The organism is Labilithrix sp., from assembly GCA_019637155.1.
Lineage (GTDB): Bacteria > Myxococcota_A > Polyangia > Polyangiales > Polyangiaceae > Labilithrix.
This window is the reverse complement of sequence record JAHBWE010000006.1, coordinates 374,812-399,097: the sequence shown is the minus strand read 5'-3', so window position 1 is coordinate 399,097 and position 24,286 is coordinate 374,812. Positions and strand designations below refer to the sequence as shown.

Genomic DNA, 24,286 nt, shown 5'->3' with positions numbered 1-24,286 from the left:
CCAGACCGAGGCGATCAGCACCGATCGTCGGGGATGGCGGGGATGCGCTCGAAGATGCGGCCTGGCTTCGCTGCGCCGGCGGGCAGGAAGGTGAGCGTGAGGCTCCGTTCGCCGCGCAGGAGGGTCATCTTGACCGGCGAGGCGGATTGGCCATTACGATAATCGAGATTTCGGACGATATCGCCTTTGCGGACGCCGGCGGCGGCGGCGCGGGAGCCTGGTTTGACCGATTCGACGACGAGGTCCTGGCCGGCGGTGGTGACGAACCCGAGCTCGAAGGGGACGAGCTGCTTTCGCGCGAGGCGCCAGCACCGGCCGAGGAGGTCGGGCGGCAGCGGGACCTCCGCGCCGCGCGTGAGCGTCGCGGTCATCGCGTCCGCGAAGGCGTCGCCGGCGGCCCTACGCGCGTGGGCGACGAAGTCGTCGCGCGCGATCGTGTCGGTCTTCTTCGCCGCCGCGTCGGCGAGGCGCTCGCGCAGGAACTGGCGGAGGCTGCTCCCGTTCTTGCGCGCCGCGACGTCGAGCGCGGTCGCGAGGAGGGCGCCCCGCGCGAGCGCGACGCGGCGCTCGTCCGGCGCGAACGCGATCGCGGCGAGGAGCTCGTTCAGCTCGTTCGCGCGATCGCTCGCCTCGATCATCCCGAGATCGAAGAGGACGTCGCGGGAGACCGCGCGCGCGAAGCCCTCACTGAAGAACCAACCCTCCCCCTCGCGCGCCGCGTCGCGCGCGCCGACCCAGAGGAAGCCGCCGAGGTAACGCTGCGCGAGCGCCTGCCCGACGAGGATGCGGATCGGCGCCGTCCACACCGCGCGCCGGTCCGCCGACACGAAGAGACCGCGCGTGCGCGGCGCGACGACGACCGGCGGATCGTCGCGCTTCGCCGGCACGACGAGGAGCGAGAGCGGCGCGCTCCCTCGCCCGGCGTGGCGCCCGACGTAGGCGTCGATCGCGCTCCGCGTCGCGGCCGCCTCCGCGCCGATCCAGCGCGGGTCGAACGCGGTGTGCCCCACCCACGCGGTGAAGTCGTCGCCGTCCGGCGCGTGGAACGTCGCGGTGCCGACGTCGCCTGCGAGGAAGTACGCGTTGTGCAGCTCGCTCGTGCGCGCCTCGAAGCGCTGGTCGGCGCCGAGCCCGAAGCTCGACGCGCCGCCAGGCCCCATCCCCGCCGTGCGGAGCTTCAGCTCGACGGGGACGTGCTCGTCGAGCTCGGGGAGCGCGAGGAGATCGTCGCCCGCCGCGTGAAGCTCGATCGACTCCGCCGCCGGCGCCGTCGCGTCCGCCGGCAGCGGAGACGGCGACGGCGACGGCGACGGCGACGGCGTGAACGTGACCGCGTAGCGCACGCGCAGCTCGCGCCGGCCGGGACGCGCGAGCTTCAGCGACGCGTCGACCGCGATCGGGCCGTCCTCGTCGCGCGCCTCGACGTCGCCGATCGCGACGCGATGGCTCGGCCGGAAGACGAGCGCGGTCGTCGCCGCGAGCCGTCCCGCGAGCCGGAGCTCGACGACGACGCGGTCCTCGACGGCGCCGTCCGTCGTCACGTCGATCGCGAGGCGCGTCGGCAGCGCAGGCGCGGGCGCCGCCGCGACGACCACCGGCGGCGGAGCGGGGGCCGGCGCAGACGCAGGAGCCTGAGCAGGAGCAGGACGCGCGCACGCGGCGAGGACGACGAGGCAGCCCCAGCGCGACCTCATGTCCGCGCTCGTGGGGAGGTCACGAGCGCGCGGAAGACGATCGGGAACCCGACCGAGAGGAGGATCGCGAGGAGGAGGAACGTCGCCTCGCGTGCGCTGTCGACCGTACCGAGCCGCCGTCCGATCGCGGCGATCGCGACGAGGAGCGTGAGCGGGGCGGAGAGGAGCGCCCCCGCCGCGAAGCGCTCGCGCAGGCCGAGCTCGCGCGGCGACGAGATCAGCGTGGGCAGGATCTTCACCGTCGCGACGACGGCGGCGAAGAGGAGCGCGTCCTTCAGCGCGGCGAAGGAGAGCACCCGCGCGTTGAAGCGCACGCCGACGACGATGAAGAAGATCGGGATGAAGAGCCCGTGCCCGAGCGCGGAGATCTTCGACTCGAGCGTCGACTTCTCGCGCAGGACGAAGGCGACGAGCGCGCCGCCGATGAAGGCGCCGAGGATCGCCTCGACGCCGAGCATCGCCGAGACGACGACGAAGCCGAACATGAGGAGCAGCCCCGTGCGCACGCCGAGCTCGGCGACGTCGTGGTGCTGGAGCAGGCGCCGGAAGGGCTCCGGTCGCCACCACACCGCCGCGCGCGCCCAGCGGATGACGGTCGCCGACACGACGAAGAGGAGGACGACCTTGAGCATCTTGATCAGCCGATGCGAGAGCGTCGCCTCCTCCGCGAAGAGCTCGTAGCCGGTGATCGCGAGGATCGAAGCGAACTCGCCGAGGGAAGCGGTCAGCATCACGTGCTTGCCGATCGGGCGCTGGAGGAGCCCCGTCTCCTGCAGCACCGCGAGCGGCATCCCGACGCTCGACGCGCTGACGACGATGAGCTCGATGACGGAGAGGCGCAGCCAGATCCCCATCGCCGCGGCGACGCCGACGAAGAGGAGCACCGCGAGGCTCGGGACGAGGAGCCCGCGCGGCCCCGCGCGACGGAGGGACTCGAAGTCGATCTCCATCCCCGCGACGAACATGAGGATGAGGAAGCCGAGCTCGGAGAGGAGCGCGACCGGCGGCGTGTCCTGGATCCAACCGAGCCCGACCGGGCCGACGCCGATGCCGGCGACGATGAGGACGACCGCGGCGGGCAGCCGGACGCGCACCGCGAGCGCGGGGCCGACGACGCTCAAGAGGACGAGGAGGAAGAGCGTGATCACGCCGGGACCGTGAAGACGAGGACGGACCCCTTCGCCTTGCGCGCGAGGCGGAGCGCGAGGTCGGGCTTGGAGAAGCTGTCGCGCATCCCCGGCCGGCGCGCGACGACGGCGAGGTCGCCGCGCTCGCTCGCCTTCACCCACTCCGCGATCGGGTTGCCTTCGAGCACGAGGACCTCGGGCTGGACGCCGTGGAGGCGCGCGCGCTGCACGATCGTGTCGACGAGCGCCGCCGTCGCCGCCTCCTCCGACTGGAGGTACGCCGGCAGCTTCACGCGCAAGACGTGGAGCGGCACCTCGTACATGCGCGCGAGATCGAGCGCGACCTCGGCGGTCGCGAGATCGACGTCACCGTCGGTGAGGCACAGGACGACGCGCTCGTGCCGCGACGCGCCGCGCGGGAAGAGGACCGGCGCGCCGGCCTCGTTGCAGAGGACCGCGCCCTCGCCGCCGCGCCCGAGCAGCACGTCCGCGAACGGACGCGCCCCGATGCGTGCGACGACGACGCCCGGCGTCCGCGCGCGCAGGATCGGGAGATGCGACGCGATCGAGCTCCCTTCGAGCGGCACGTCCTCGATGTGCTTGCGCCCGGCGCCGGTCGAGACGCGCGTGCGCTCGGCGCCGGGGTACGCGCGCACGAGCCGCGCGGCGCGCGTGCGCTCGAGCAGCATCTCGGCCTCCGCCTCGACGTCGCCGTCGCGACCGCCCGGGAGGTACACCACGATGTGCGGGCCCTGGAGGAGCGGGAACGTCGGCAAGCCGACGCGGAGGCTCTCGGCGACGTGGGGGAGCTGCCGCGGATCGCCGACGACGAGGACGCGATCGTCCGCGGCGATGGTGGTGAGGCCGGTCGGGAGCACGAGCTCGTCGCCGCGATAGATCGCGGCGATGCGCCAGCCGTCGGCGCGCAGCTTCGCGAGCGGCACGCCGATCGCGGGCGAGCTCGGGAGGACGGTGAACTCGACGACGTCGCCGCGGCCGAAGCCGCCCGCGCTCGTGACGCCGAGCCCACCCTGCTGCAACGTCTGCTCGACGAGCTGCCCCACGATCTCGGCGCGCACGAACGCGCGGGCCTGATGCTTCTCGCACGCTTGCGCCACCGTGCGGTCGTTCACGATCGTCACGACCGGCGCGTAGCCGAGCTCGGCGCCGAGCTTGGTCGCCTCGAGCGCCGCGCGATCGTCGCCCGGCGCGACCACGAGCGCGACGAGGCTCTTCGGATCGCCGCGGACGTCCTCGAGCACGAGGCGCGAGGTGCCGTCGCCGAGCCGCTTCACGATCGGATGCGAGCCCTCGGACGACTCGAGCTCGCGCGTCGACACGAGGTCGATCGCGGCGGGTGAGAGATCGAGGATCGTGAGCGGCGCGATCCGGGCGAGACGATCGACGATCGAGCCGGAGGTCCGCCCCGCCCCGATCAGGACGATACGATCGAACATGACGTGACGCGGCGAGCATAAGCCGTCCGGATGCGCAGCGTGCGTACAACCGACGAGCGGCTGCGGCGCTGCGTCGATCCTGCCGCGGGGGCGCGCGTCGCGGGGCTCGACGGCGGTCGTTCGCAACTGATACCGTCGAGCTCATGCAGAACCGGCTTACGGCGAAGCTCTTTCACACCGTCGTGGTCCTCGGGGTGGGCATGACCACGAGCGCGTGCTCGGACGACAGCACCCCGACGCCGCCCAGCAACACGTCCTCGTCGGCCTCGTCGTCGACCTCGTCTTCGGGCGCGCTCGCCGAAGCCGGCGCGAGCAGCAGCTCGACGACGAGCAGCGGCGTGACGTCGAGCAGCACGAGCGGCGACTCGTTCCCGAGCTGGGCCTGCTGCGGCTGACGGCGTGATCAAACGCGCGCGGCCGTGGTGGAGCCGCGTCGACGCGAGCGCGACGTCGATCGCGTCGATCGCGGACGACGTGATCGACGGTGCGACGCCGGCGGCGCGCGCGGTCCTCGCCGGCATCTGGCAGGAGCGCGGGAAGTCGGAGCTGCTCGTCAGCGCGGGCTTCGGCGGCGTCGCCGCGCAGCTCATCGAGCACGGCGCCGACGAGAAGGTGATCGAGCTCGCGACGGAGGCGGTGCGCGACGAGGTGCATCATGCACAGATCGCGGTGGCGCTCGCCGCGCGCTACCGCGGCGACGCCGAGCGCTGGCCGCCGGGGCACCCCGCGCCGATGCCGCTCTTCGCGCCGTCGGAAGGCAAGCTCCGCGCGACGCTCTACGTCGTCGCGATGTGCTGCATCAACGAGACGCTCGCGTGCGGGATGCTCGAGGCGCAGCTCCTCCTCGCGAAGTCGCCGCTCGCGCGCGCGGCGCTGCAGAGCGTGCTCTCCGACGAGATCGACCACGCCCGGATCGGCTGGGCGCACCTCGCCTCGCGGCACGTCGAGCCGGAGGTGCGCCGAGAGCTCGGCGCCTGGCTCCCGCGTCTGCTCGAGGCGCGGCTCCGCGAGCTCTTCGACGCGCACCCGCTCCCGGGCGAGGACCTCCCCGCGCACGGCATCATGACGCGCAAGGCGCGCCAGGAGGTGATCCACGCCGGCCTCGTCGACGTCGTCTTCCCCGGCTTCGAGCAGGTCGGCGTCGACCCGAGCGCGGGCCGGGCGTGGACGCGCGCGACGTTCGCCGCTCAGGAGCCGCCGCTCGCGCAGTAGCCGTAGAAGCGATCGCTGCACTTGTAGTCGAAGGTCTTGCGGCACGCGTCGAAGCAGGACTCCGCGCCGGTCGTGAGCTCGCAGCGCCGACTGCAGTAGTAGGCCTGCTCGCACGCCTTCTTGCATCCGGCCTTCTTCATGTCGTTCATCAACGCGGCGGCGCATTCGCGGAAGCGCTCGCTGCAGGCGGTCGCCTGACATGCGTTGACCTCTTGAACGCACTGCTGGCGGCAGCTCGCGCAGGTCTCGGCGCAGACACGATGACATGCGTCGTCCGTGCACGTGCTCTTGCATGTCTCGCACTGCGTGACGCACACGCTCGTGCAGCCGTGGCACGTCTTCGTGCACCCCGGCTTGCACTCGTCCTCGTACTCCTCGTAGCAAGGGTGGCTCAACCCGGGGCGGAGATCGAGCACGCACGACAGCGGCTGGCGGCTATTCTCCTTCTGCTTGTCGAGGTTCAGCGGACGCCAGCGGCAGTCCGCCGTGAGCCGCTCGATGACGCGCTCGTCCGTCCACGAGTACGCGTCCGGGACGTCCGGCTGCGGCTCGACCTTCGGCGCGGCGGGGGCCGTGTCCGCTCGTTTGATCGCGATCGTGGGGACCTCGAGGGTCGCTCCCTCGCGCGGCGGCGGGCTCTGGACGCACGCGACCGACGCGACGAAGAAGACGCAGACGTGCCGCACTCGCGCATCGTACCGCGGAGCCCGAGACGTGCCATAACCGGCGCATGCTCCGTGGCTACGATCCGGAGGCGTTCCGCCGCGAGGCGCACGCCGTCGTCGACCTCCTCGCCGATCACCTCGCTCGCCTCGGCACGACGGACGGCGAGGCGGTCGTGCCGTGGAAGGAGCCGAGCGCGCAGGTCGCCGCGTGGCAGAGCGACTTCGAGGGCGGCGCGGACGCGCAGGCGCTCTTCGCGCGCGTCGTCGCGGAGTCGACGCACCTCCATCATCCGGGCTTCGTCGGTCATCAGGTCACCGCCCCGCTCCCGCTCGCCGCGCTCGCGTCGTTCGTGAGCGGCTTCCTCAACAACGGCGCCGCGGTCTACGAGATGGGCCCCGTGTCGTCGGGGATGGAGCGCGTGCTCGCTCGGTTCCTCACCGCGCGACTCGGCTACGGCCCGGGCGCCGACGCCGTGTTCACCTCCGGCGGCTCGGCCGGCAACCTCACCGCGCTCCTCGCCGCGCGCGAGCGCACCGCCGCGCGCCTCGGCGGCGATCGCTTCACCGGCGCCGTCCTCGCGTGCGAAGAGGCGCACTACTCCACCGCGCGCGCGGTCCGCGTGATGGGCTGGGGCGACGACGGCGTGGTGACGGTGCCGGCCGACGAGCGCTTCAAGCTGCGCGCCGACGCGCTCGCCGACGCGTTCGCGCGCGCGGAGGCGGCGGGGCGCACGGTGGTGGCCGTCGTCGCGAGCGCGTGCTCCACGTCGACGGGCGCGTTCGATCCGCTCCACGCCGTCGCCGACTTCTGCGCCGAGCGCGGCGTCTGGATGCACGTCGACGGCGCCCACGGCGCGTCGTTCGTGCTCTCGCCGAAGCACCGCGCGCTCGTCGACGGCATCGCGCGCGCGGACTCGGTGGTGTGGGACGCGCACAAGATGATGCTCTGCCCCGCGCTCGTCACGGCGGTGCTCTTCAAGGACGGCCGCGACTCCTTCACCGCGTTCCAAGGCACGAAGGCCGCGTACCTCCTCGACGCGCAAGCCGCCGCGACCGACAGCGCCGTCCGCACGCTCGAGTGCACGAAGGGCATGCTCGTCCTCGGCCTCTACGCCGCCCTCGCCGTGCACGGCGAAGACACGATCGCGCGCTACCTCGACGACGTCGTCGATCGCGCGCGCGACTTCGCGGCGCTCCTCCGCCGGACGCCCGGCTTCGAGGTCGCGATCGAGCCCGAGTGCAACATCGTCTGCTTCCGGTACGGCGAGGGCGACGACGCGCAAGAGCGCATCCGCCGCGCGGTCCTCGAGGACGGACGCTTCTACGTCGTGAAGACGCGCCTCCGCGGGCGCACGTTCCTCCGCACCACGATCATCAACCCGCGCACGTCGTCCGCCGATCTCGATCGCCTCGTCGCGACGATCCGGGACCTCGCCGGCTGACCGTTCGCGGAGCTTGGCGCGCGCGGCGGACGGCTCTATGGACCGCCCATGTCCGCGGACGCAGCTGCATTCTCGCGCGAGGATCGGCCCTTTTGGATCGTGAACGGGGTGCTCTCCGTGGGGGCGCTCTCCGTCCTCGGGTACCTCTTGCTCTTGCGGCACGGCTCCGGCGATCGCGAGGCGCTGTCGTTCATGCCCTCCGTCAACGCGGCGTTCAACGGGCTCGCGGCGGTGCTGCTCGTCCTCGCGGTGCGCGCGATCAAGAGGAAGCAGGTCGCGCGGCACCAGGCGTTGATGCTGTCGGCGTTCGCGTCGAGCGCCTTCTTCCTCGTCGGCTACCTCGCGTACCACTACGTCCACGGCGACACGCGTTACCCCGGCACCGGCGGCGCGCGCGTCGCGTACCTCCTGCTCCTCGCGAGCCACGTCATCCTGTCGATCCCGGTCGTGCCGATGTGCCTCGCCGCGTTCTACTTCGCGTTCAAGCGGCGCTTCGCGACGCACAAGAAGATCACGAAGGTGCTCTTCCCGATCTGGCTCTACGTCTCGGTCACCGGCGTCGTCGTGTTCTTCCTCCTGCGGAGCGCGTACTGAAGCGCGCGCTCGCCCTCGTCGCCCTCGTCGCGTGCACCGCGCCCGCGCCCGACGCGGTCGAAGGGCTCCCCGCCGCCGCCGCCGCGAGCGGCGACGTCACCGGTCTCCCCGACGCGTACGACCGCGATCACCTGATGGACGACGGCTTCTACGAGGCGAAGGACTGGGTGACGGTCGCGGACGTGCAGCGCTTCCTCGAGCGCACGCCGTGGGATCGGCCGTCGTGGCTCGCGAAGGAGAGCGTGGTGCTCATGAACGAGCTGCCGCGTGGACCGGTGCCGGTCTCCGAGGCCGTCGTGCGGACCGCGCAGGCGCACAACATCAACCCGGTCCTGCTCCTCGCGCGGATGCAGGTGGAGAAGAGCCTCGTCGCCGCGAGCGCGCCGCCGCCCGCGAGCGTGCGCGCGTTCGCGCTCGGCTGCGAGAAGCCGACCGCGGCGTACCCGAACGGGCGCGATCCCGCCCACGCGAGCCTCGAGGTGCAGCTCGAGTGCGCCGCCGCCACGCTCGAGAACCAGTTCGCGCGCGCCCGCAGCGGCAAGGGGAAGTTCATGGTCTGGGGAGAGACCGCGACCGAGGACGGCGTCCTCGTGCGCCCCGCCGAAGCCGCGACCGCCGCGCTCTACGCGTACACGCCGGTCGAAGGCACGAAGGCGAAGAACGGCAACTGGCTCGTGTGGACGGTCACGCGCCGCTTCGCCCTCGCGCTGCGGGAGCGCGAAGCGTCGCGCTGATCGCGTCGCGGAGCTCCTCGCTCACGCCGTCGCGTGCTCGAACTCGCGCGGCGGGTGGTCGGTGTCGGCGCCGGCGGCGAGCCACGCCTCGAGCGGCGCGGTGTTCATCCCGAGCTGCTTGAAGCCGGGGACGATGAGCGTCTTCAGCGCGTCGACGAGGGCGTCGTGGAGGACCTTGGTCGGCGGCTCGCCGTGCTCGGAGAGGATCGCGGTGTGGCCGGGATCGTACGGCGTCTGCGTCCGCCACTCGCGCAGGTTGAGGTACGCGAGCGGGAGGAGCCAGGGCTCGACCTGCTTCTTCTGCGCGGGCGTGAGCTCGGCGAGGTGCGCCCAGCCGATGCGGCCGTGGTCGATCTCGTCGGAGAGGAGCTCCGAGATCGCCGCGCGCGCGAGCTTCGTCTTCGCGGTGTGGAGCGAGGCCTCGAGGTAGGCGCCCGCCGTCGTCTCGTTGAAGACACACTGGCCGATGATCGTCAGCGTGTCCTTCAGCTCCTGGCTCTCGCCCTTGTACTCGGGCTGGACGAGCGAGAGGCGCGCCGCGCGCGGCATCTCGCGGCCGGCGTAGCGCGAGGCGACGAGGCGGCTCAGCTCTTCGTGCCGGTACTCGTCGTCGACCGCGCGCTTCGCGAGCGTCTGGAGCGCGGGGGCGGCGTTGCGGCGCGCGAGCGCGCCGACGACGACGGAGAAGGAGTCACCGACACGCCGCTCCATCGCCGAGCGCACGTGCCAGAGCGTCGCGAGGCGGTCGCGCAGCTCCTTCGGAAGCTCGTCGATCGCCGGATCCGATTCGGGAAGCGGCTTCCCGGTCAGCCGGCCGTTCCAGCGGCCCTCGTCGGTGTACTCCTTGACCATCAGCGTCGCTCCGGCTTCTCGTTCAGCGGCCAGACGCACTCGCTCACCTTGATCGTCCCGGAGGGGCACGACCATTCGTGCGAGGCGCCCGTGTCCTTGCAGAATAGCCAGAACTCGTTGGTGAACTGGCAAGTCGTCACGTCGCCGGCGACCTCCGTCGGCACGCACGACTCGTTCCAGCCGCCGGGCTGCGCCGGGTACGAGCCGCACTCGCGCTGCGGATCGATGCAGAGCTGCGCCTGGGCGGGCGTCGGCTGCGGGGAGCCCTTCGTCGTCGGCCACGGGACCTCGCAGAAGCGGTCCGGCTGCGCGGCCGGCTCCGTGACCGGCTCGGTCGCCGGCTCGTAGCTCGTGACCTGCGCCGTGTCCGTCGCTGCGTCCGGAGCCTGCTCCGCCGCACAGCCCATGCTCATCGCGCCGAGCGCGAGGCCAACCCCAACCACCGTGTGAAAGAGTCTCGATGTCATGCGGAGCTTCTTACGATCGAGATCGCGCACGCGGAATCGATATGATCTTTATCGAAGCGTAAGGCTCCTTCGTACAATGCAATACTGAAGCAACTACTTGACTATTGCGCGGGCCGAGACAACACTGAAGCCAATGCTTCAGCATTCGTCCCTCGACCAGATCTTCCACGCGCTGGCCGATCCCACGCGGCGCGCGATGGTCGAGCGCCTCTGCGCCGGCGCGGCGTCCGTGAGCGAGCTGTCGACGCCGTTCTCGGTCTCGCTGTCCGCGATCGGGCAGCACCTCCACGTGCTCGAGGCGAGCGGCCTCGTTCGAACCCGCAAGGAGGGCCGCGTCCGCACCGTCGAGCTCGCTCCCGGCGCGCTCGGCCCCGCCGAGCAGTGGTTCATGCAGCACCGCCAGCGATGGGAGCGCCGCCTCGACCGCCTCGGCGCGTTGCTCGAAGAAGAAGAAACCAGCAGCCCCAGAAAGAGGAAAAAGAAATGAGCCGTCCCGTGATCCACAAGAGCTTCACCATCGAGCGCACCTACGAAGCGACCGCGACGCGTGTGTTCGCCGCCAACTCCGACCCCGCGAAGAAGCGCCGCTGGTTCGCCGAGGGCGAGGGCTTCATCGTCGACAGCTACACCCTCGACTTCCAGGTCGGCGGCTTCGAGCGCTCGCGGTTTCGCTTCGGGAGCGACGGTCCGCCGATGACCTACGACGGCGTCTTCCTCGACATCGTCCCGAACGAGCGGATCGTCCTCGCCTACGCGATGACGATCGGCGGGGCGCCGATGTCTTCGTCCCTCTCCACGATCGAGCTCGTGCCGTCGGGTCAGACGACGCTGCTTCGCTTCACCGAGCACACCGCGTTCGTCGACGGCAACGACGGCTCGGCCGGACGGCGCGAAGGCTCCCTCGGCCTGCTCGCGGCCCTGGCGAAGGAGCTCGAGACCCACCGCTGACCGGCGCCGTCCACGTACCATGCAGCGATGCGCGTGATCCTGCCGAGCGAGCACCGCCGCATGCCGTGGAAGAACGGCGGCGGAACGACGACCGAGGTCCTCGTGGAGCCGGGCGTCGAGGACACCGCGCGCTTTCGCTGGCGCGTGAGCATCGCGGACGTCGCGAGCGACGGGCCGTTCTCGCGCTTCGACGGCTACGAGCGCCACATCGTTCTCCTCGACGGCGCGGGGATGACGCTCGACGCCGGCGCGCACGGACGCATCGAGCTCGCGCGTCACGTCCCGCGCACCTTCTCCGGCGACTGGGAGGTGACCGGGAGCTTGAAGAACGGACCGGTGCGCGACTTCAACCTGATCGTCGATCGCGCGCGCGCGACCGCGGAGCTCGACGTCCGCACCGTGACGCAAGCGACGACGGTGCGCGCGCCGGTGTGCATCGCGCACGTGCTCGCAGGCACGCTCGTCGACGCGCCGGAGGGCTCCACCCTCGTGGACGCAGGCGAGCTCCGCTTCGTCCCCGCCGAGAGCGCCATCGTGGTGGTGGCGCGCATCACGCCCAGCTGAGGACGCTCAGATACGGCGAGGCGCCCGGCCCGTCATGCGTTCGAGCGGATCAGCCCTTCGAAGAGGTGCATGAGCGGCGCCGCCTCGTCGAGGACGCGCGCGAACGACGGGCGCGCGCGGAGGCGCTCGAGGTACGCCGCGAGCGCGTCGTGGGCTCCGAGCGCGTGCACGCGGTCGGCGTAGTAGAGCGCCGGCGCGGCGGCGCAGTCGGCGAGGGTGAAGTCGTCGCCGCAAGCCCAGGTCCGCCCGCGCATGCGCTCGTCCGCGACGCGGTAGGCGGTCTCGAGCTGCGCGCGCGCCTCGGCGACGCCGTACGGATCGCGCGCGGCGGCGGGGCGGAGCTCGTCGAAGACGACCTTCTGCATCGGCGCGTGCACGTAAAAGTCGTAGAAGCGATCGAGCGCGCGGCACTCGAGGCTCTGGACGAGGCGGCGCTCGAGGTCGACGTGCTCGAGGAGGATCGTGCTCTCGAGCACGACGCGATCGCCGTCGACGAGGGCGGGCATCTTGCCCATCGGCGAGAGCTTCGTGAATGCCGCTTTGGCGTCCGGATCGGCGAGGTCGACGACGTGCTTCTCGAACGGCACGTCGAGCTCGTAAAGGCCAATCAGCACCTTCCAGCAGAAGGACGCGATCGGGTGATAATGCAGAGTCTTCATCGCCAGAGCGTCCAGCGATAGCCGTTCGGCCGAAACGGCACCGCGAGCTCGGCGCAGACCTCGGCGAGGAAATCGGGGCTGAAGAAGTAATTCTGGAGTCGCACGATCCCGGACTCGTCCGCGACGACGCGCGTGATCGCGCGCACGAACGAGCCGTCGTTGTGCTCGTACCAGTGGAGCAAGAGCCACTCCCCGCGGTGCGCGCGCGCCTCCACCCGCGGCGAAACCGGGAGCGCGCCGCAGACGAAGCGCGACTCGACGCCGGTGCCGTTCGCGAGCGCCGGGCTCCCGAAGAGCATTCCGCGCAAGACGTTGCGCCCTGCCCGCTCGCGGCCGTAGAGCGTCGTCGCGCCCACGACCTCGACCGACGCGGAGTCGAGGAGCAGCGCGGTGAGGCGCGGCAGGTCGGCCTCGTTGAACGCGGCGCAGAACGCCTCGATCGCCCCCGGAGCCGGCGGCTCCGCGAACGCCGGCTCCGCCTCGACGAGCTTCCCGCGACCGCGATGCAGCGCCGCCTTCACCGCGCCCGTCGTCGTGCCGAGCGCCTCCGCCGTCTCCTCGAGCGAGAAGTCGAAGACGTCCTTCAGCACCACCGCCGCGCGCTCTCGCGGCGCGAGCTGCGTGAGGAGCGTGCCCGCGGCTTCGCGCGTCGCGATCGGATCCGGCGCCTCCGGTCCCGGCGGCGGCTCGAGCCGCGCGGCGTGCTGCTCGTGTCGCCGCCGATCGATCCAGAGGTTGGAGGCGACGCGGAAGAGCCAGGCGCGCGGGTTCGGCGGCTCGTGCCCCATCTGCGCGAGCGTCACGAACGCGCGCGCGATCGCGTCCTGCGCGAGGTCCTCCGCGTCCCACGGGCTCCGCGTGAGGTGCCGGCAATAGCGGTAGAGCTCCGGCCGCAAGGGCTCGTAAGTAAGGAGGAAACGGTGCCACGAGCCGCGCAGCTCGTCGGGAAAATCGGAGCTCATGACAGGAAGACGATCGAGCCGTTCGAAAAGATACGTCAGGCGCGCTCCTACTGCGCGCGTCGCGTCATCGCGGCGTTTAGCCCTTCACCCAGCGTTCTTCGAGCCACGCGAGCGGGTCCTTCGCCGCGCGCAGCGCGCGCTCGATCTCTCTCGTTCGCGGCGAGGGCTCGGGATCGCCGTAGGCGCGCGCGTAGAGCACCCAGTTCGCGAGCTCGTAGCGGTAGAGGAGCGGACCGAAGCGGTGCGACTCCAGCTCCGCGAGGACGCCGAGCGCGGACTCGGCGTCGTTGCACGCGAAGAGCGCCGACGTCGCGTCGGTGAGGAGCTCGCGGAGCCGCGCGAACGCCTCCTCCGGATCGCCGGCCACACCCTCGAGCAAGCGCTCGAACGCGTCCTCGTCGAGACCGGCCGCGGACGCCGTCTCCGCCATCGCCTCGACCTGCGTCGCGAGGAAGGTCGACTTCGGCGCGTGGCCGAGCGTGCGGCCGACGAGGTACAGATCGAACGCGCTCGCGATCGCCTCGCCGAGGAAGAGCGCGTCGACCGGCGGCCGCTTCGCGCCCGGCGCCATGAGCGCCTTCGCCGCGAGGTGGTGCCACGCCACGTGCGCGACGACGTCGGCGGGGACGTTCGCGTCGACGAGCACGTCGCCGCCCTCGGCCGCACCCCAGAACGTGAGGTTGAGGAAGAGGGCGCGGTCCCAGCTCGCCGCGCTCTCCGGCAACGCGCGAAATCCATAATTGGCGCGCCGGAGGACCTCCTTCAAATCGGCATAAAGGCCAATGTGACGGAAAGATTTCTCGTCTTCGATCGTGAGGTCGTCGAGGCGGAGGCGGGTGAATTTCGGTTTATCGGTCTTGGGCATGGAATTCCGAGAGCGCGCGATGGTGACGGGAAGCGGCGATCATCGCGCCGCCGGCGACGAGGCCGAGCGCGCTCGTGAGCTGAAGGACGCCGGTGACGAGCCCGGCCGCCCCCGGCGCCGCCGCGCGCTCGCCCGCCAGGGTCCAGACCAGCTCGTATTTGGCAATCAGCGCGAAGAGCCCCATCGCGGCGTGGACGAAGAGCGCGAGCCCGCCGACGAGGCGCCAGCGCCGGAGGGGCGCGTGCCCGCCGCGCGTCGCCCGCGCGACGGCGGCGACGGCGAACGCGATCCAGGCCGCGGCTGCGAGCGCGCCGAAGACGAAGGTGCCCTTGGTCGTCGCGGCGTAGAGGCTGTCGAAGACGACGATGACGGCGGCGTCGGCGCCGGCGGAGGCAAGCCCCAGCGCGATCGCGGCGCGCACGAGCGGCGGCGCCGACGAGCGCGTCATCGCGATCTCTCCCGCGCGATAACCCGCACCTGCGAGCAGCGGCGCGGCGGGGAGGCGCCGCCAGACGTCGGTCGCGCGCGCGACGAGGCGGCGCGCGGAGAGGAGGCCGACGAAGATGCCGGCGAGCGCGACCGCGCCGGTGAGCCAGGCCTTTCGATCCGCCTGCGCGAGCGCCTCCGCGCCGGCGCTGAGCTGCACCCAGCCCATCGCGTGCGGCGCCTTCGCCCTTTGCCGCGGCCCCTCGTAGCCGACGCCGAGCCGCCGCGCGTCGCCCCAGCAGAGCACGTTGCCGGCCGCGTCGTTGCCGCACGCGAAGAACGCGCCGACGACGAGGTCCTCGAGGGCGTCCGCGTTCGAGATGCGCTTGGGCGAGAGCCAGCTCGAGGTCTCCGCCTTCGCGACGCCGCGATCGCCGCCCCAACACGCGGTGCCGCCGCCGGCGAGGAGCGCGCACGCGCCCCACGGCCCGGCCGCGATCTTCGCCGCGGGCGGGAGATCGATCCGCTGCGGCGAGGTCTGCACCTTCGAGAGGCTCTCCGCCGCGACGCCGTCGCGCCAGCACGCGACCTCGCCGCCCCGCCGGCGCACGCAGTGGAACGCGTGCCCCGACGCCGCCTCGACCGCGTCGTCGACGCCGGCGACGCGGAGGACCCCGCGCGCGACGCCGCCGAGGACCCACGCGGAGCCGTCCTCGCCGATCGCGAGGGCGGAGCCGACGCCGACGGAGAGGTGCACGATCGGCGGGAGGCCCTTCACGTCGGTGACGAGGTGCCCGTTCGCGACGCGCGCGCCGGCGGGGCGCGTGCGGTCGTGCGTGCCGGTGCGCAGCACCTCCGCCGCGTCGCCCCAGCACGCGACGGTGGCGTCGCGCCGGCGGACGCAATCGATGTACGTGCCGGTCCCGACCTGCACGACGTCCTCGAGGCCGCTCACGCGACCGAGCCGCACGGGCCGCTCCGATCGCGCCGCCGACTCGGGCAGGAGCTGCGCCGGCACCGGCGCCCAGGCCGAGTTGAAGCGACCGAAGCTCGCCTCGCTGCAGGCGACGCTCCGGTCCTGGAGGATGACGCAGACCTGCGCGCCCATCGAGGACGCGCGCTCGATCCCGGGCAGGACGGCGGGGCGCGCATACGACGAGCTGCCGCTGCCGGTGAGGGAGGTGTCGCCCCAGCACCACGTCGAGCCGTCGCTCCGGTGGGCGCACGCGAGATCGTCGCCGCCGGAGAGCGCGACGACGCCGTCGAGCGAACCTTCCGGCTTGCTCGGCCCGCAAGCGACCAGCGCGAGCGACACCAACGCGAGGACGACGAGCCTGCGCACGCAAAGGAAAGGATGACCGTTCGCGGAGGACGCGTAAACTCGTATCGCGTCCCCGCGTGAGGCGCGCGCTCAGAACATCTGGCTGAGGTAGTGACGCGCCTGCTTCTGCCACCACGGGTACGTGTGACTCGCGTCTTCGCCCCAGAACGCGATGTGGTTCGGGATCCGCTTCTTGTGCAGGATGGCGCCGAACTCGCGCGTCTCGGTGATGCAGCTGCCTTCGTTCGCGCCCTGGCCGACGACGACGGTGATGTGCGTGTTGCGGCGGACGCGCTCGAGCGCGGCGCCGCGGAGGTTCGGCGTGAACGCGAGCGGATCGTTGAAGTACACGTCGTCGTTGACCTGCCCTTCGAAGAAGGAGCTCGCGCGGTACTTGCCCGAGAGGCAGAGCGCCTGGCGGAAGGTCTCCGGGTGCTTGAGCGAGAAGATGGCGGAGTACATCGCGCCGACGCTGCAGCCCGTCGCGACCATGCGCGCGTGCGGCTGGCGGAGGTCGTTCCTGATCCACGGCACGAGCGTGTTCATCACGAAGCGCTCGTACGCGGCGTGATGCGCCATCCGCCAGCGAACGCCGCCCTTGCCCGAGAAGCTCTTCGAGACGTTCGTCTCCGGGCAGTAGACCTTCATCCGACCGCGCGCGAGGAGCGGCGCGAGCGCGTCGATCATTCCGCCCTTCTCCCACTCGTGCGCGACGCCGGCGTTGGAGGGGAAGACGATGAGGGGTTGCCCGACTTCGCCGAACGTCCACATATGGACGCGGCGACCCATGTCCGGGCTCTCGATCAGATGATGTCGTGCAGTCATTTTTCGCGCGCCCTCGGTAGCACGCGCACTGCGGCAAATCGAGCGCTATGCCGCGCTCAGACCGGCGCGCGCGCGGCCGAGGGCCTTTTCGCCGACGTTGCGGACGCGCTTCATCGAGGTCTTGCCGACCGCGACGGAGAGCATCTTCCGCGCGCGCGACCAGACGCTCTCCTTCACGTACGGGATGCCGTGCTTCGCGCAGAGCGCCTCGATCTTCGGCTGGATCTGGCGATAACGCGCCATCGGGATGTCCGGGAAGAGGTGATGCTCGACCTGGTAGTTGAGATAGAGGTGCGCGTAGTCGACGAGCTCGCTCCCGGTCGCGTAGTTGACGGAGCCGAGCACCTGCCGCACCGCCGCCTCGGCGTGCGAGCGCGCGGGCTCGTCGAAGCGATAGAGGTCGTCGCCGGTGTGGTTCGGCCCGACGACGAGGAACGTGTGCACGTTCGTGATCGCCTCCGCGCCGAGCGAGTTCACGAGCGCGCTCGCCATCGCGAGCGGCCCGAGCGGCGCGAAGAGCGCGGGCAGCGCGACGAACTGGAAGAGCGCGTACGGCGCATAACAATGGAGGAGGAGCGTCTTGAAATAGCCCGGCGGGTTCTCCTCGCCGGTGAGGTCCGTCCCGCGCTGGAGCCAGACGCGGATCGTCGTCGGCGCGTAGTACGAGGCGCGCCACGTCATCGCGAGGAGCCCCATCACGCCGTACTTGAACGCGGCCGGCGCGCGCATGTCGCGCAGCACCTCGGTGTTGCGCTCGATGAGGTCCGGATCTTTGAGCTCGCCCGTGTTCGTGTGGTGGAGCACGTTGTGCTCGTACTTCCAGGCCTCGGGCAGCATCCAGTCGGGCCAGTCGAGGAAGCGGCGACGTCCCGCCGCGAAGCCGCGGCTCGTGAGGTGCTCGGGGATGCCGGGCACGCGGTCGTAGCCGCGATGCCCGACGTGATGCATGAGGAGCCAGCTCGTCGAGCGGCCGAACGCGAGCGCCGCCATGCTCAGCGGGTTCGGGAACCACGCCGTCGCGAGGCCGAGCGCGGTCGACGCGCGGCCGAAGCGCTCGATGAAGCGCACGTGGGCGACGTCCTCCTCGCCGTAGGAGGTCTCGACCTCGCGGCGGATCGCGCGGAGGTCACGGAAGAATGCGTCGCAGTCGACGGCGCTCGGATCGAAGGGCTGGGCCAAAGCGGCCGCAGCTTAGCTCAACGGGCGAGGCCGTCGAGGCGATAGCCGTAGAATGCGCCTTCGAGCGAGAGCCCCGACGCGCCGTCCTCGGCGACCCAGGCGCGGTAGCCCCACGTCGTGTTGACGAGGAGCCCCTTCTTCCCGTGCCCCACGACCAGCACGAAGTGATCGAGCCCCCACGTGGGATGCGCGCTCGGCACGAGCTTCACGCCCGCGAGGACGGGGTGCCCCGCCGCGAGCGCGTCCACGACCCAGCGCCGGAAGCCCTCGTAGCCGCGACCGCCGGGGTACCGCGTGAACCGCACGCCGAGCTCCTTCAACGCGATCGGGATCTCCGTCGCGTAGAGATCGGGGTGCGCCGGCTTCCCGGCGCGGTTGATCGCGCGCTGCGAGACGGAGCGTCCGAGATAGAGGAGGCCTTCCTGGATCGCGGTCTCGCCGCACCATCCCGCCGGCGGCGCCTCGGGGGCCTGACTCCGCGCGGGGATCGGAAGGACGAGGTCGGCTTCGGCCGCGGGCGGCGCCGCGGGGGGAGGCCGCTCCGTGCACGCGACGAGGAAGAGGAGCAGCGCGCACGTTCGCATCGGAGGAGCGTCGCGCGGCAGCACGCGAGTGTGACCACGGCGGCCGCTGCATTCTTGGCGGCCGTCCGCTACGCTCGAGCGATGAGCGACGAGCCCCGCTTCCCGACCGCGGACGAGGCGAAGGCGCAGCGCACGGCGTATCGGTCGAGCGCGTCGACGCCCGCGGCGGAACCGGAGCGGGAGCCGACGCCGCGGCGCGTGGTCGTCGCGCGCGCCAAGGCTCTGCAAGACGAGACGGACGAGCGCGGAGCGGTGAAGCTCACGAAGGAAGAGGTGCGGGCGCTCCTCGAGGTCGAAGGGGCGAACGAGCGAACGAGCGCGTCGTTCTGGGGCCGCCGCGGCCGCGTCATCCTCGTGCCGACCGGCCTCTTCATGTTCGCGGCGCACGTGTTCTTCGGCTCCGCCGCGCCGTACGTGATGTTCGGCGCGGCGATCGTCGCGCTCGGCTGGATGGGACGCTCGCTCGTGAAGCGCGGCTGGTAGCTCCGGCTCCGCTCCACGACTCGTGCTCCGTTCAACGACGGCGGCGGCGGCGCAGCCACGACGCGCCCGCGAACGCGAGGCCGACGCCGATCGCCCACGCTCCCGCGCGCGAGCGGGCGGAGCGCGGGGTCGTATCGCAGCGGCCCTTGGTGCTCTCGGGCACCGCCTCCCCCTCGGCGTAGAGGGCCCAGTGCAGGTTGCTGACCGTGGTCGTGTCGGCGCGCCCGTCGGAGAGCTTCGCCGGCTCGACGATCAGATCGCCGTCGGTGAGCACCGTGCTCGGGAGCTGGGAGCGAAGGCGCGTGACCCACACGTTCTCGCGCGCGAGGCCGTCGATCGCGAGATCGAGGTCGTCGAGGTACGCGCAGTCCCGGACGAGGTTCCCGCTCGGCCTCGGATCGTCGGGATCGGGCTCCGGCTCCGGGTCGGGCTCTTGGGTCGAGCCGGCGTCGATCCCCGCGTCGTCGTCGTCTCCAGCGTCGGCGTCGGCTCCGGCGTCCACGATCGGAGGACGGCTCTGGCTGCCGCCGTCCTCCAGGCACGGCGTGAGGACGACGTTCCCGGACGACGACGAGCTGCTCGTCGACGAGCCGAAAGGCGACGGCGGCGGCCGGTAGAATTTGCAAAGTCCGTAATAGAGATCGGTCAAGCCGGTCTGCAGGCGGCGGGACGCGGCCGTGGTCTGGCCGAACCGCGTTTGCTGTTGCGGTGTCTGCCAGCCTTTCACGAGCGGCAACTGCGGGCGATCGGCGTATTCCGTCACCCACGTCCGCCCGTCGTCGCGCCCCATGATCTCCTGAGAGAGCGGCTCGTAGTTCGATTTGTTTTGCGAGTAATCCCAGCGGAGGTCATCGTCGTCGATGAGCGCGTGCGGGAAGTTCTGGGGCTGGTATTTGCCCTCCGTGATCACGTAAAGCGTGATACCGACGCGCGGCCCTACCCCCGCCGCGACCATGCGGAGCGGGAGGGTGGGGATCGCGCCCGGGCTCACGACGCGGACCGGTCGCATCTGGCGCTCGCCGCAGGTCGGCCGGAGCTTCAGCGCGATGAAGTCGAATCCCTCCTTCACGTAGGCGGCGATCGTCGGCTCGATCGACACGGGGATGACGAAGTCGTTGTTCCGGAGCCAGTTGGTGAGGGCGTCCTCCTCCGTCGCGCGGAGCGTGACCGTGTCGTAGGGACCGACCACGCTCTGGCTGAGGATCTCGACGTCGCTCCCACCGCCCGCGCTCAGGGCCGAGGCCTCGCCGTCGTCGGCGCAGCCGGAGAGGCCGCACCCCGCGTTGTCGAAGGCGCCGAAGCGCTGCGGGGCGTAGACGACGGGCTGGGTGCTCGTGTCGAGCGCGGTGAAGAACTCGTCGTTCGCGAGCTCGATGCGGGCGCCGGGCTTCACGGGGAGGACCCACGCGAACTCGGACGGATCGCCGGAGTAGCGGATCTGGTCCCAGAGCACGGTCTGGTTCTGCGAGATCGAGAACGCCATCCGGTGGTCGTTCACGACGGTGGCGTCGGCGGGCGGGATGAAGCAGCCGCCGCATGCCTCCGCCTCTCCGGCGTCGGTGACGAGAGCGGCGGAGACCGTCGCGAGGAGGAAGAGACGAAGCCCGTATTTCATGACGACACGTTTTTCGCGCGCCTCTCACCGTACACGCGGACCTTCGCGAAGTCATCGAGACACGGAGGCGTGGCACCGGATACCTTCGGGGCGTGCGTGTTCGACGCCATGGGCTCGGGGTGCTCGTCGCCCTCTTCGTCGCGGCCGCCCTCTCTTGCGCCAACTTCGACAACGACGAGCTCCAGTGCGAGGAGGCGGTCTCGCGCCTCGAGGAGTGTTGTCCCGACATCGACGCGCGGCGGTTCAGCTGCGACGTCGGCTGCAACTCCGGCGTCGACTTCACCAACCGCGCCGCCGGCTGCGTGCGCGACCGCAGCTGCGACGACCTCCGCAACCGAGACATCTGCGCCGCCATGACCCGCATCGCGAACGAGCCGTACCCCGGCCAGTCCACCGCCCAGATCGAGCAGGAGGTCTGCCGATGAGCCTCCGCGGCGTCCTCTTCCTCGGCGTCGCCGCGGCCGGCGCGCTCTCCCTCTTCTCGATCGCGCACGCGCAGGAGCTCGAGACCTTGCCGGCGCCGGCTCCCTCGAGCAGCGACGGCGGTGGCGAGCCGGCGATCGTCTACGAGCAAGCCGACGCGGGCGCCGAGCCCGACGCCGCGGGCCCCGCACCCGCACCTGCGTCCGCGCCGCCCCAGTCCGAAGAAGACGCCGCGAAGAAGCACCGCCTCTCGTTCCGCGGCGCGGGCGGCTTCCAGTACCAGCAGGTCAACGGCATCCCGGTCACCGGCGCGCGCGTCCGCCTCGGCGTCGGCTCGCAGACCGACACCATTGCCCACTACGGCGGCATCTCCGTGCTCTACGGCGCGACCGAGAACGATCTCCGGACATGGGACGTCCGGCTCGGCTACACCGGCGATCTCCTCCGCATGGGCGTGCTCCGCCTCGGGGGCACGGCGGAGACCGGATATCTCTTCATCCGCCGCGCGACGATCGACAAACGCATGTACGCGCTCGGCATCGGCGCCGGCGTGCACCTCGGGGTCGACCTCTTTCCGTTCGGACCACGCAACGACCACGCGGTGACGGCGGAGGCCCGCTTCGACGCGCACCTCCATTTCGGGAGCGTGTTCGTGTGGGGGCCGAGCGTGCTCCTCGGCTTCCGCTATTAGCGATTATCACGACGCGAGGTAGCGGCGGCGGAGGTGCGCGAGGAGCGCGTCGACGTCGAGGCCGCGGCCCGTCGCGCGCTCGAGGACGCCGTTCGTGTCGAAGCGCGAGCCGTGCTGGTGCACGTGCTCGAGCGCGTAGGCGCGGAGGCCGGTGAGCTCGCCGCGCGCGAGCTCCGACGGGATCGCGGGGTTCGCGGCGAGCGCGCCGGCGAAGAGCTGCGCCGCCGCGATCGCGCCGAGCGTGTAGCTCGGGAAATAACCGAACGCCCCCGACGGCCAGTGCACGTCCTGGAGACAGCCGTCCCGATCGGTGTTCGGGCGAACGCCGACGACGCGCGCCATCGCGTCGCGGAACGCGCCGGGGAGGTCCTTCACCGCGAGGTCCCCGCTCATGAGCGCGCGCTCGATCCCGAAGCGAACGATGATGTGGAGTGGATACGTCGCCTCGTCGGCGTCGACGCGAACGAGGCTGCGCTCCACCTTCAGCGCGTGCTGCGCGAGCGACTCCGGCCGGAGCTCGATGCCGAGGAGCTGCCCCGCCGTCTTTGCCAAGTATCCGAGGAACTCGGGAGTACGCGCCGCCTGCATTTCCATCAAGAGCGATTGGCTCTCGTGGAGCCCCATCCCTTGCGCGTGCCCGATCGGCTGGCGCGCCCACGCGCGCGGGAGCCCCATCTCGTAGAGCGCGTGCCCCGTCTCGTGGATGACGCCGAGGACGCTCGTGAGGAAGTCGCGCTCGTCGTAGCGGGTCGTCATTCGCACGTCCTCGGAGGCGCCGCCGCAGAACGGATGCACGCTCACGTCGAGGCGGCCGCGCGTGAAGTCGAACCCCATCTGCTGCGCGAGGTGGCGCCCGAGCGCGGCCTGCCGCTCGATCGGGAACGGGCCGGCGAGCTCCGGCGCCGGCGGCCGCTTCGCTTGCGCCTCGATGATCGCGTCGACGATCGTGGGGAGCTCGTGCTCGAGCCGCGTGAAGAGCGACGCGAGCTGCTCCTCGCGCGCGCCCGGCTCGTACTCGTCGGCGAGGGCGTCCCACACCGAGAGCTTCATCAGCGCGGCCTTCGCCTCTCCCATCTGGCGGGTGAGGTTCACGACCTCGGAGAGGAGCGGGAGGAGGCTCGCGAAGTCGTCGTCGCGGCGCGCGCTCCGCCAGGCGAGCTCGCAGGCCGAGGTCGCGCGCGTGCGCGCCTCGACGAGATCGGCCGGGACCGCGGCGGCGTGCACCCACGCGCGCCGCATCGCGGCGAGGTTGTCGCGCTCCCACGGATTGGCCGGCGGCGCGGCGTCGGCGCCGTCGAGGAGCGCCTGCATGTCGGCGCCGGAGATCGCCTCGTGCGCGAGGACGCGGAGGGTGCCGAGCTGCGCGGCGCGGAGGTCGCCGCCGCCGTCCGGCATCATCGCCTGCGCGTCCCACTCGAGCATGTCCGCCGAGCTCCGCAGGAGGTAGTGCCGATCGAAACGCCAATGTAGCTCGCGATACGCATCCATCGCGCCCAGGGTATCGCAGGCGGCGCGGCGCTCAGCGCGGCATCTTCTTCGCGTAGCTATCGCGCCACGCGTCGAGCTCCCAGTCGTACGAGGCCACCGTCCAGTGTTCGTCGGTCGCGTGCACGACCGCGAACGTGTGCGCGTCGTGCTTGACCGCGCCCGGCTTCCACACGTCGATGCCGCGCCACTCGTAGTGGCCCGTCGCGTGGTGATGGCCGTGGAAGATCGCGACCACGTTGCGCCCGTCGATGAGGCGATGGAGGCGGTCCTTGTAGACGCCGTCGAACCAATTGCCGTCCGACCACGGCCCGAGGAGCGCGAGGTGGAAGAAGAGGACGAGCGGCACGTCGGGCGCGACGTGGGCGAGGTCCTTCTCGAGGAACGCGAGCCCGTCGTCGTCCGGCGCCTCCCCGAGCGCGAGGAGGTGGAGGTCGCCCCAGTCCCACGCGTAGTAGCGGCCGCCGTGACGCTCCGCGACCCGATCGGCGACCCAGGGCCCGAGCGCGACCTTGTCGTGATTGCCAATCATCTCGAACACCGGCAGCTTCAGCGGCCCCTCGGTCCCGGTGAGGCCGTAGAGCTCGACGAACCGCTCCCACTCCAGGGCCTGCCCCCACTCGGTGAGATCGCCGGTGATGACGACGCCGCTCGGCGGCGCGACCTTGCCGCCGATCTTGGCGGGGTAATCGCGCCCCGCGATGGAGTTCAGGCGCGCGATCAACTTGGCATTGTCTCTTTCGAGCCCGACGGGCTCCTTCACCGCGCTCTTCGAGAGCTTCGATTTCTCGGCCGGGTACAAATAGCCAACATGCGTATCGGAGACGACGACGAACGTGGCGTCCGTGCCGCCGCGACGCACGCGCGTGTACGCCGGCGCGGCGTCCTGCGTGGGCGGGGCGGCGTCGGCGGCGGGCGGCGGCGGCGGCGGCGACGCGCGGGAGCGACAAGCGATCAGCGCGAGAGCGAGCAACGACCGGCGCACGATCCGTCTTATCGCACGAGCGTGGAG

General features: G+C 71.5%; 27 protein-coding genes. 10 read left to right on the top strand and 17 right to left on the bottom strand.

What is annotated here, in order from left to right; all coding sequences use genetic code 11:
* Positions 1 to 14: 14 nt before the first annotated feature.
* From KF837_15280 to KF837_15265, 4 genes are all read right to left on the bottom strand, one after another.
* Positions 15 to 1,694: a hypothetical protein gene (locus KF837_15280; protein ID MBX3228681.1), complete on the bottom strand. Its 1,680-nt coding sequence runs from the start codon at positions 1,692 to 1,694 to the stop codon at positions 15 to 17.
* Positions 1,691 to 2,842 carry a cation:proton antiporter gene (locus KF837_15275; GenBank protein ID MBX3228680.1) on the bottom strand — a complete coding sequence of 384 codons (1,152 nt, stop codon included), beginning with the start codon at positions 2,840 to 2,842 and terminating at the stop codon, positions 1,691 to 1,693. Before KF837_15275 ends, KF837_15280 begins: the two co-directional genes overlap by 4 nt.
* The gene (locus tag KF837_15270) at positions 2,839 to 4,278 is read right to left on the bottom strand and encodes an NAD-binding protein (protein ID MBX3228679.1); all 1,440 of its coding nucleotides are present in this window, start codon (positions 4,276 to 4,278) and stop codon (positions 2,839 to 2,841) included. Before KF837_15270 ends, KF837_15275 begins: the two co-directional genes overlap by 4 nt.
* A gap of 172 nt (positions 4,279 to 4,450) precedes the next feature.
* Positions 4,451 to 4,633: a hypothetical protein gene (locus KF837_15265; GenBank protein MBX3228678.1), complete on the bottom strand. Its 183-nt coding sequence runs from the start codon at positions 4,631 to 4,633 to the stop codon at positions 4,451 to 4,453.
* Positions 4,634 to 4,677: 44 nt separating this feature from the next.
* Between KF837_15265 and KF837_15260 the strand changes: the two genes are divergently transcribed.
* Positions 4,678 to 5,490 carry a ferritin-like domain-containing protein gene (locus KF837_15260; protein MBX3228677.1) on the top strand — a complete coding sequence of 271 codons (813 nt, stop codon included), beginning with the start codon at positions 4,678 to 4,680 and terminating at the stop codon, positions 5,488 to 5,490.
* Here KF837_15260 and KF837_15255 read toward each other — a convergent pair.
* A complete protein-coding gene (locus KF837_15255; protein MBX3228676.1) occupies positions 5,466 to 6,176 on the bottom strand; it encodes a hypothetical protein in 711 nt (236 codons plus the stop codon). The genes KF837_15260 and KF837_15255 overlap by 25 nt on opposite strands.
* A 44-nt stretch (positions 6,177 to 6,220) precedes the next feature.
* On the opposite strand from KF837_15255, the gene KF837_15250 reads away from it, so the two are divergent.
* The 3 genes from KF837_15250 (at position 6,221) to KF837_15240 (ending at position 8,925) form a co-directional block, all read left to right on the top strand.
* Positions 6,221 to 7,597, top strand: a complete 1,377-nt coding sequence (locus KF837_15250; GenBank protein MBX3228675.1) for an aminotransferase class V-fold PLP-dependent enzyme — start codon at positions 6,221 to 6,223, stop codon at positions 7,595 to 7,597.
* Between the two features lie 48 nt (positions 7,598 to 7,645).
* The gene (locus KF837_15245; GenBank protein ID MBX3228674.1) at positions 7,646 to 8,191 is read left to right on the top strand and encodes a DUF420 domain-containing protein; all 546 of its coding nucleotides are present in this window, start codon (positions 7,646 to 7,648) and stop codon (positions 8,189 to 8,191) included.
* Between the two features lie 134 nt (positions 8,192 to 8,325).
* Positions 8,326 to 8,925 carry a hypothetical protein gene (locus tag KF837_15240; protein MBX3228673.1) on the top strand — a complete coding sequence of 200 codons (600 nt, stop codon included), beginning with the start codon at positions 8,326 to 8,328 and terminating at the stop codon, positions 8,923 to 8,925.
* A gap of 21 nt (positions 8,926 to 8,946) precedes the next feature.
* On the opposite strand, the gene KF837_15235 is transcribed toward KF837_15240, so the two are convergent.
* Positions 8,947 to 9,777, bottom strand: coding sequence for a hypothetical protein (locus KF837_15235; protein MBX3228672.1), 831 nt, complete (start codon positions 9,775 to 9,777; stop codon positions 8,947 to 8,949).
* The gene (locus KF837_15230; GenBank protein MBX3228671.1) at positions 9,777 to 10,244 is read right to left on the bottom strand and encodes a hypothetical protein; all 468 of its coding nucleotides are present in this window, start codon (positions 10,242 to 10,244) and stop codon (positions 9,777 to 9,779) included. The genes KF837_15235 and KF837_15230 overlap by 1 nt, the downstream gene beginning before the upstream one ends.
* Before the next feature lie 133 nt (positions 10,245 to 10,377).
* On the opposite strand from KF837_15230, the gene KF837_15225 reads away from it, so the two are divergent.
* Genes KF837_15225 through KF837_15215 form a run of 3 tightly spaced genes read left to right on the top strand, consistent with a single transcriptional unit; the run spans position 10,378 to position 11,756 of the window.
* Positions 10,378 to 10,731 (top strand): helix-turn-helix transcriptional regulator, encoded by a 354-nt coding sequence (locus KF837_15225; protein ID MBX3228670.1) that lies wholly within the window; start codon positions 10,378 to 10,380, stop codon positions 10,729 to 10,731.
* A complete protein-coding gene (locus tag KF837_15220; protein MBX3228669.1) occupies positions 10,728 to 11,192 on the top strand; it encodes an SRPBCC family protein in 465 nt (154 codons plus the stop codon). The genes KF837_15225 and KF837_15220 overlap by 4 nt, the downstream gene beginning before the upstream one ends.
* Positions 11,193 to 11,219: 27 nt before the next feature.
* A complete protein-coding gene (locus KF837_15215) occupies positions 11,220 to 11,756 on the top strand; it encodes a HutD family protein (GenBank protein ID MBX3228668.1) in 537 nt (178 codons plus the stop codon).
* Between the two features lie 32 nt (positions 11,757 to 11,788).
* Here the strand turns inward: KF837_15215 and KF837_15210 are convergent, their stop codons facing one another.
* The 7 genes from KF837_15210 to KF837_15180 form a co-directional block, all read right to left on the bottom strand.
* A complete protein-coding gene (locus KF837_15210; protein MBX3228667.1) occupies positions 11,789 to 12,421 on the bottom strand; it encodes a glutathione S-transferase family protein in 633 nt (210 codons plus the stop codon).
* Positions 12,412 to 13,377, bottom strand: coding sequence for an RNA polymerase sigma factor (locus KF837_15205; protein ID MBX3228666.1), 966 nt, complete (start codon positions 13,375 to 13,377; stop codon positions 12,412 to 12,414). Before KF837_15205 ends, KF837_15210 begins: the two co-directional genes overlap by 10 nt.
* A gap of 76 nt (positions 13,378 to 13,453) precedes the next feature.
* Positions 13,454 to 14,242: a hypothetical protein gene (locus KF837_15200; GenBank protein MBX3228665.1), complete on the bottom strand. Its 789-nt coding sequence runs from the start codon at positions 14,240 to 14,242 to the stop codon at positions 13,454 to 13,456.
* Positions 14,226 to 16,010, bottom strand: coding sequence for a hypothetical protein (locus tag KF837_15195; GenBank protein ID MBX3228664.1), 1,785 nt, complete (start codon positions 16,008 to 16,010; stop codon positions 14,226 to 14,228). Before KF837_15195 ends, KF837_15200 begins: the two co-directional genes overlap by 17 nt.
* A 69-nt stretch (positions 16,011 to 16,079) precedes the next feature.
* Positions 16,080 to 16,778, bottom strand: a complete 699-nt coding sequence (locus KF837_15190; GenBank protein MBX3228663.1) for a hypothetical protein — start codon at positions 16,776 to 16,778, stop codon at positions 16,080 to 16,082.
* A gap of 81 nt (positions 16,779 to 16,859) precedes the next feature.
* Positions 16,860 to 17,993: a fatty acid desaturase gene (locus KF837_15185; protein ID MBX3228662.1), complete on the bottom strand. Its 1,134-nt coding sequence runs from the start codon at positions 17,991 to 17,993 to the stop codon at positions 16,860 to 16,862.
* Positions 17,994 to 18,010: 17 nt separating this feature from the next.
* The gene (locus KF837_15180; protein ID MBX3228661.1) at positions 18,011 to 18,577 is read right to left on the bottom strand and encodes a hypothetical protein; all 567 of its coding nucleotides are present in this window, start codon (positions 18,575 to 18,577) and stop codon (positions 18,011 to 18,013) included.
* 81 nt (positions 18,578 to 18,658) lie between these two features.
* Between KF837_15180 and KF837_15175 the strand changes: the two genes are divergently transcribed.
* The gene (locus KF837_15175) at positions 18,659 to 19,060 is read left to right on the top strand and encodes a hypothetical protein (GenBank protein ID MBX3228660.1); all 402 of its coding nucleotides are present in this window, start codon (positions 18,659 to 18,661) and stop codon (positions 19,058 to 19,060) included.
* A gap of 31 nt (positions 19,061 to 19,091) precedes the next feature.
* On the opposite strand, the gene KF837_15170 is transcribed toward KF837_15175, so the two are convergent.
* The gene (locus KF837_15170) at positions 19,092 to 20,675 is read right to left on the bottom strand and encodes a DUF2330 domain-containing protein (GenBank protein ID MBX3228659.1); all 1,584 of its coding nucleotides are present in this window, start codon (positions 20,673 to 20,675) and stop codon (positions 19,092 to 19,094) included.
* A 92-nt stretch (positions 20,676 to 20,767) separates the two neighbouring features.
* Between KF837_15170 and KF837_15165 the strand changes: the two genes are divergently transcribed.
* Both KF837_15165 and KF837_15160 read left to right on the top strand, forming a co-directional pair.
* Positions 20,768 to 21,100, top strand: a complete 333-nt coding sequence (locus tag KF837_15165) for a hypothetical protein (protein MBX3228658.1) — start codon at positions 20,768 to 20,770, stop codon at positions 21,098 to 21,100.
* Complete coding sequence (locus tag KF837_15160; protein MBX3228657.1) at positions 21,097 to 21,789, top strand: hypothetical protein; 693 nt, start codon at positions 21,097 to 21,099, stop codon at positions 21,787 to 21,789. Before KF837_15165 ends, KF837_15160 begins: the two co-directional genes overlap by 4 nt.
* A 6-nt stretch (positions 21,790 to 21,795) precedes the next feature.
* Here the strand turns inward: KF837_15160 and KF837_15155 are convergent, their stop codons facing one another.
* Together KF837_15155 and KF837_15150 are read right to left on the bottom strand one after the other, a co-directional pair.
* The gene (locus KF837_15155; GenBank protein MBX3228656.1) at positions 21,796 to 23,277 is read right to left on the bottom strand and encodes a carboxypeptidase M32; all 1,482 of its coding nucleotides are present in this window, start codon (positions 23,275 to 23,277) and stop codon (positions 21,796 to 21,798) included.
* Between the two features lie 31 nt (positions 23,278 to 23,308).
* On the bottom strand, positions 23,309 to 24,259 hold the full coding sequence (locus KF837_15150; protein MBX3228655.1) for a hypothetical protein: 951 nt from the start codon (positions 24,257 to 24,259) through the stop codon (positions 23,309 to 23,311).
* Between the last annotated feature and the right edge of the window lie 27 nt (positions 24,260 to 24,286).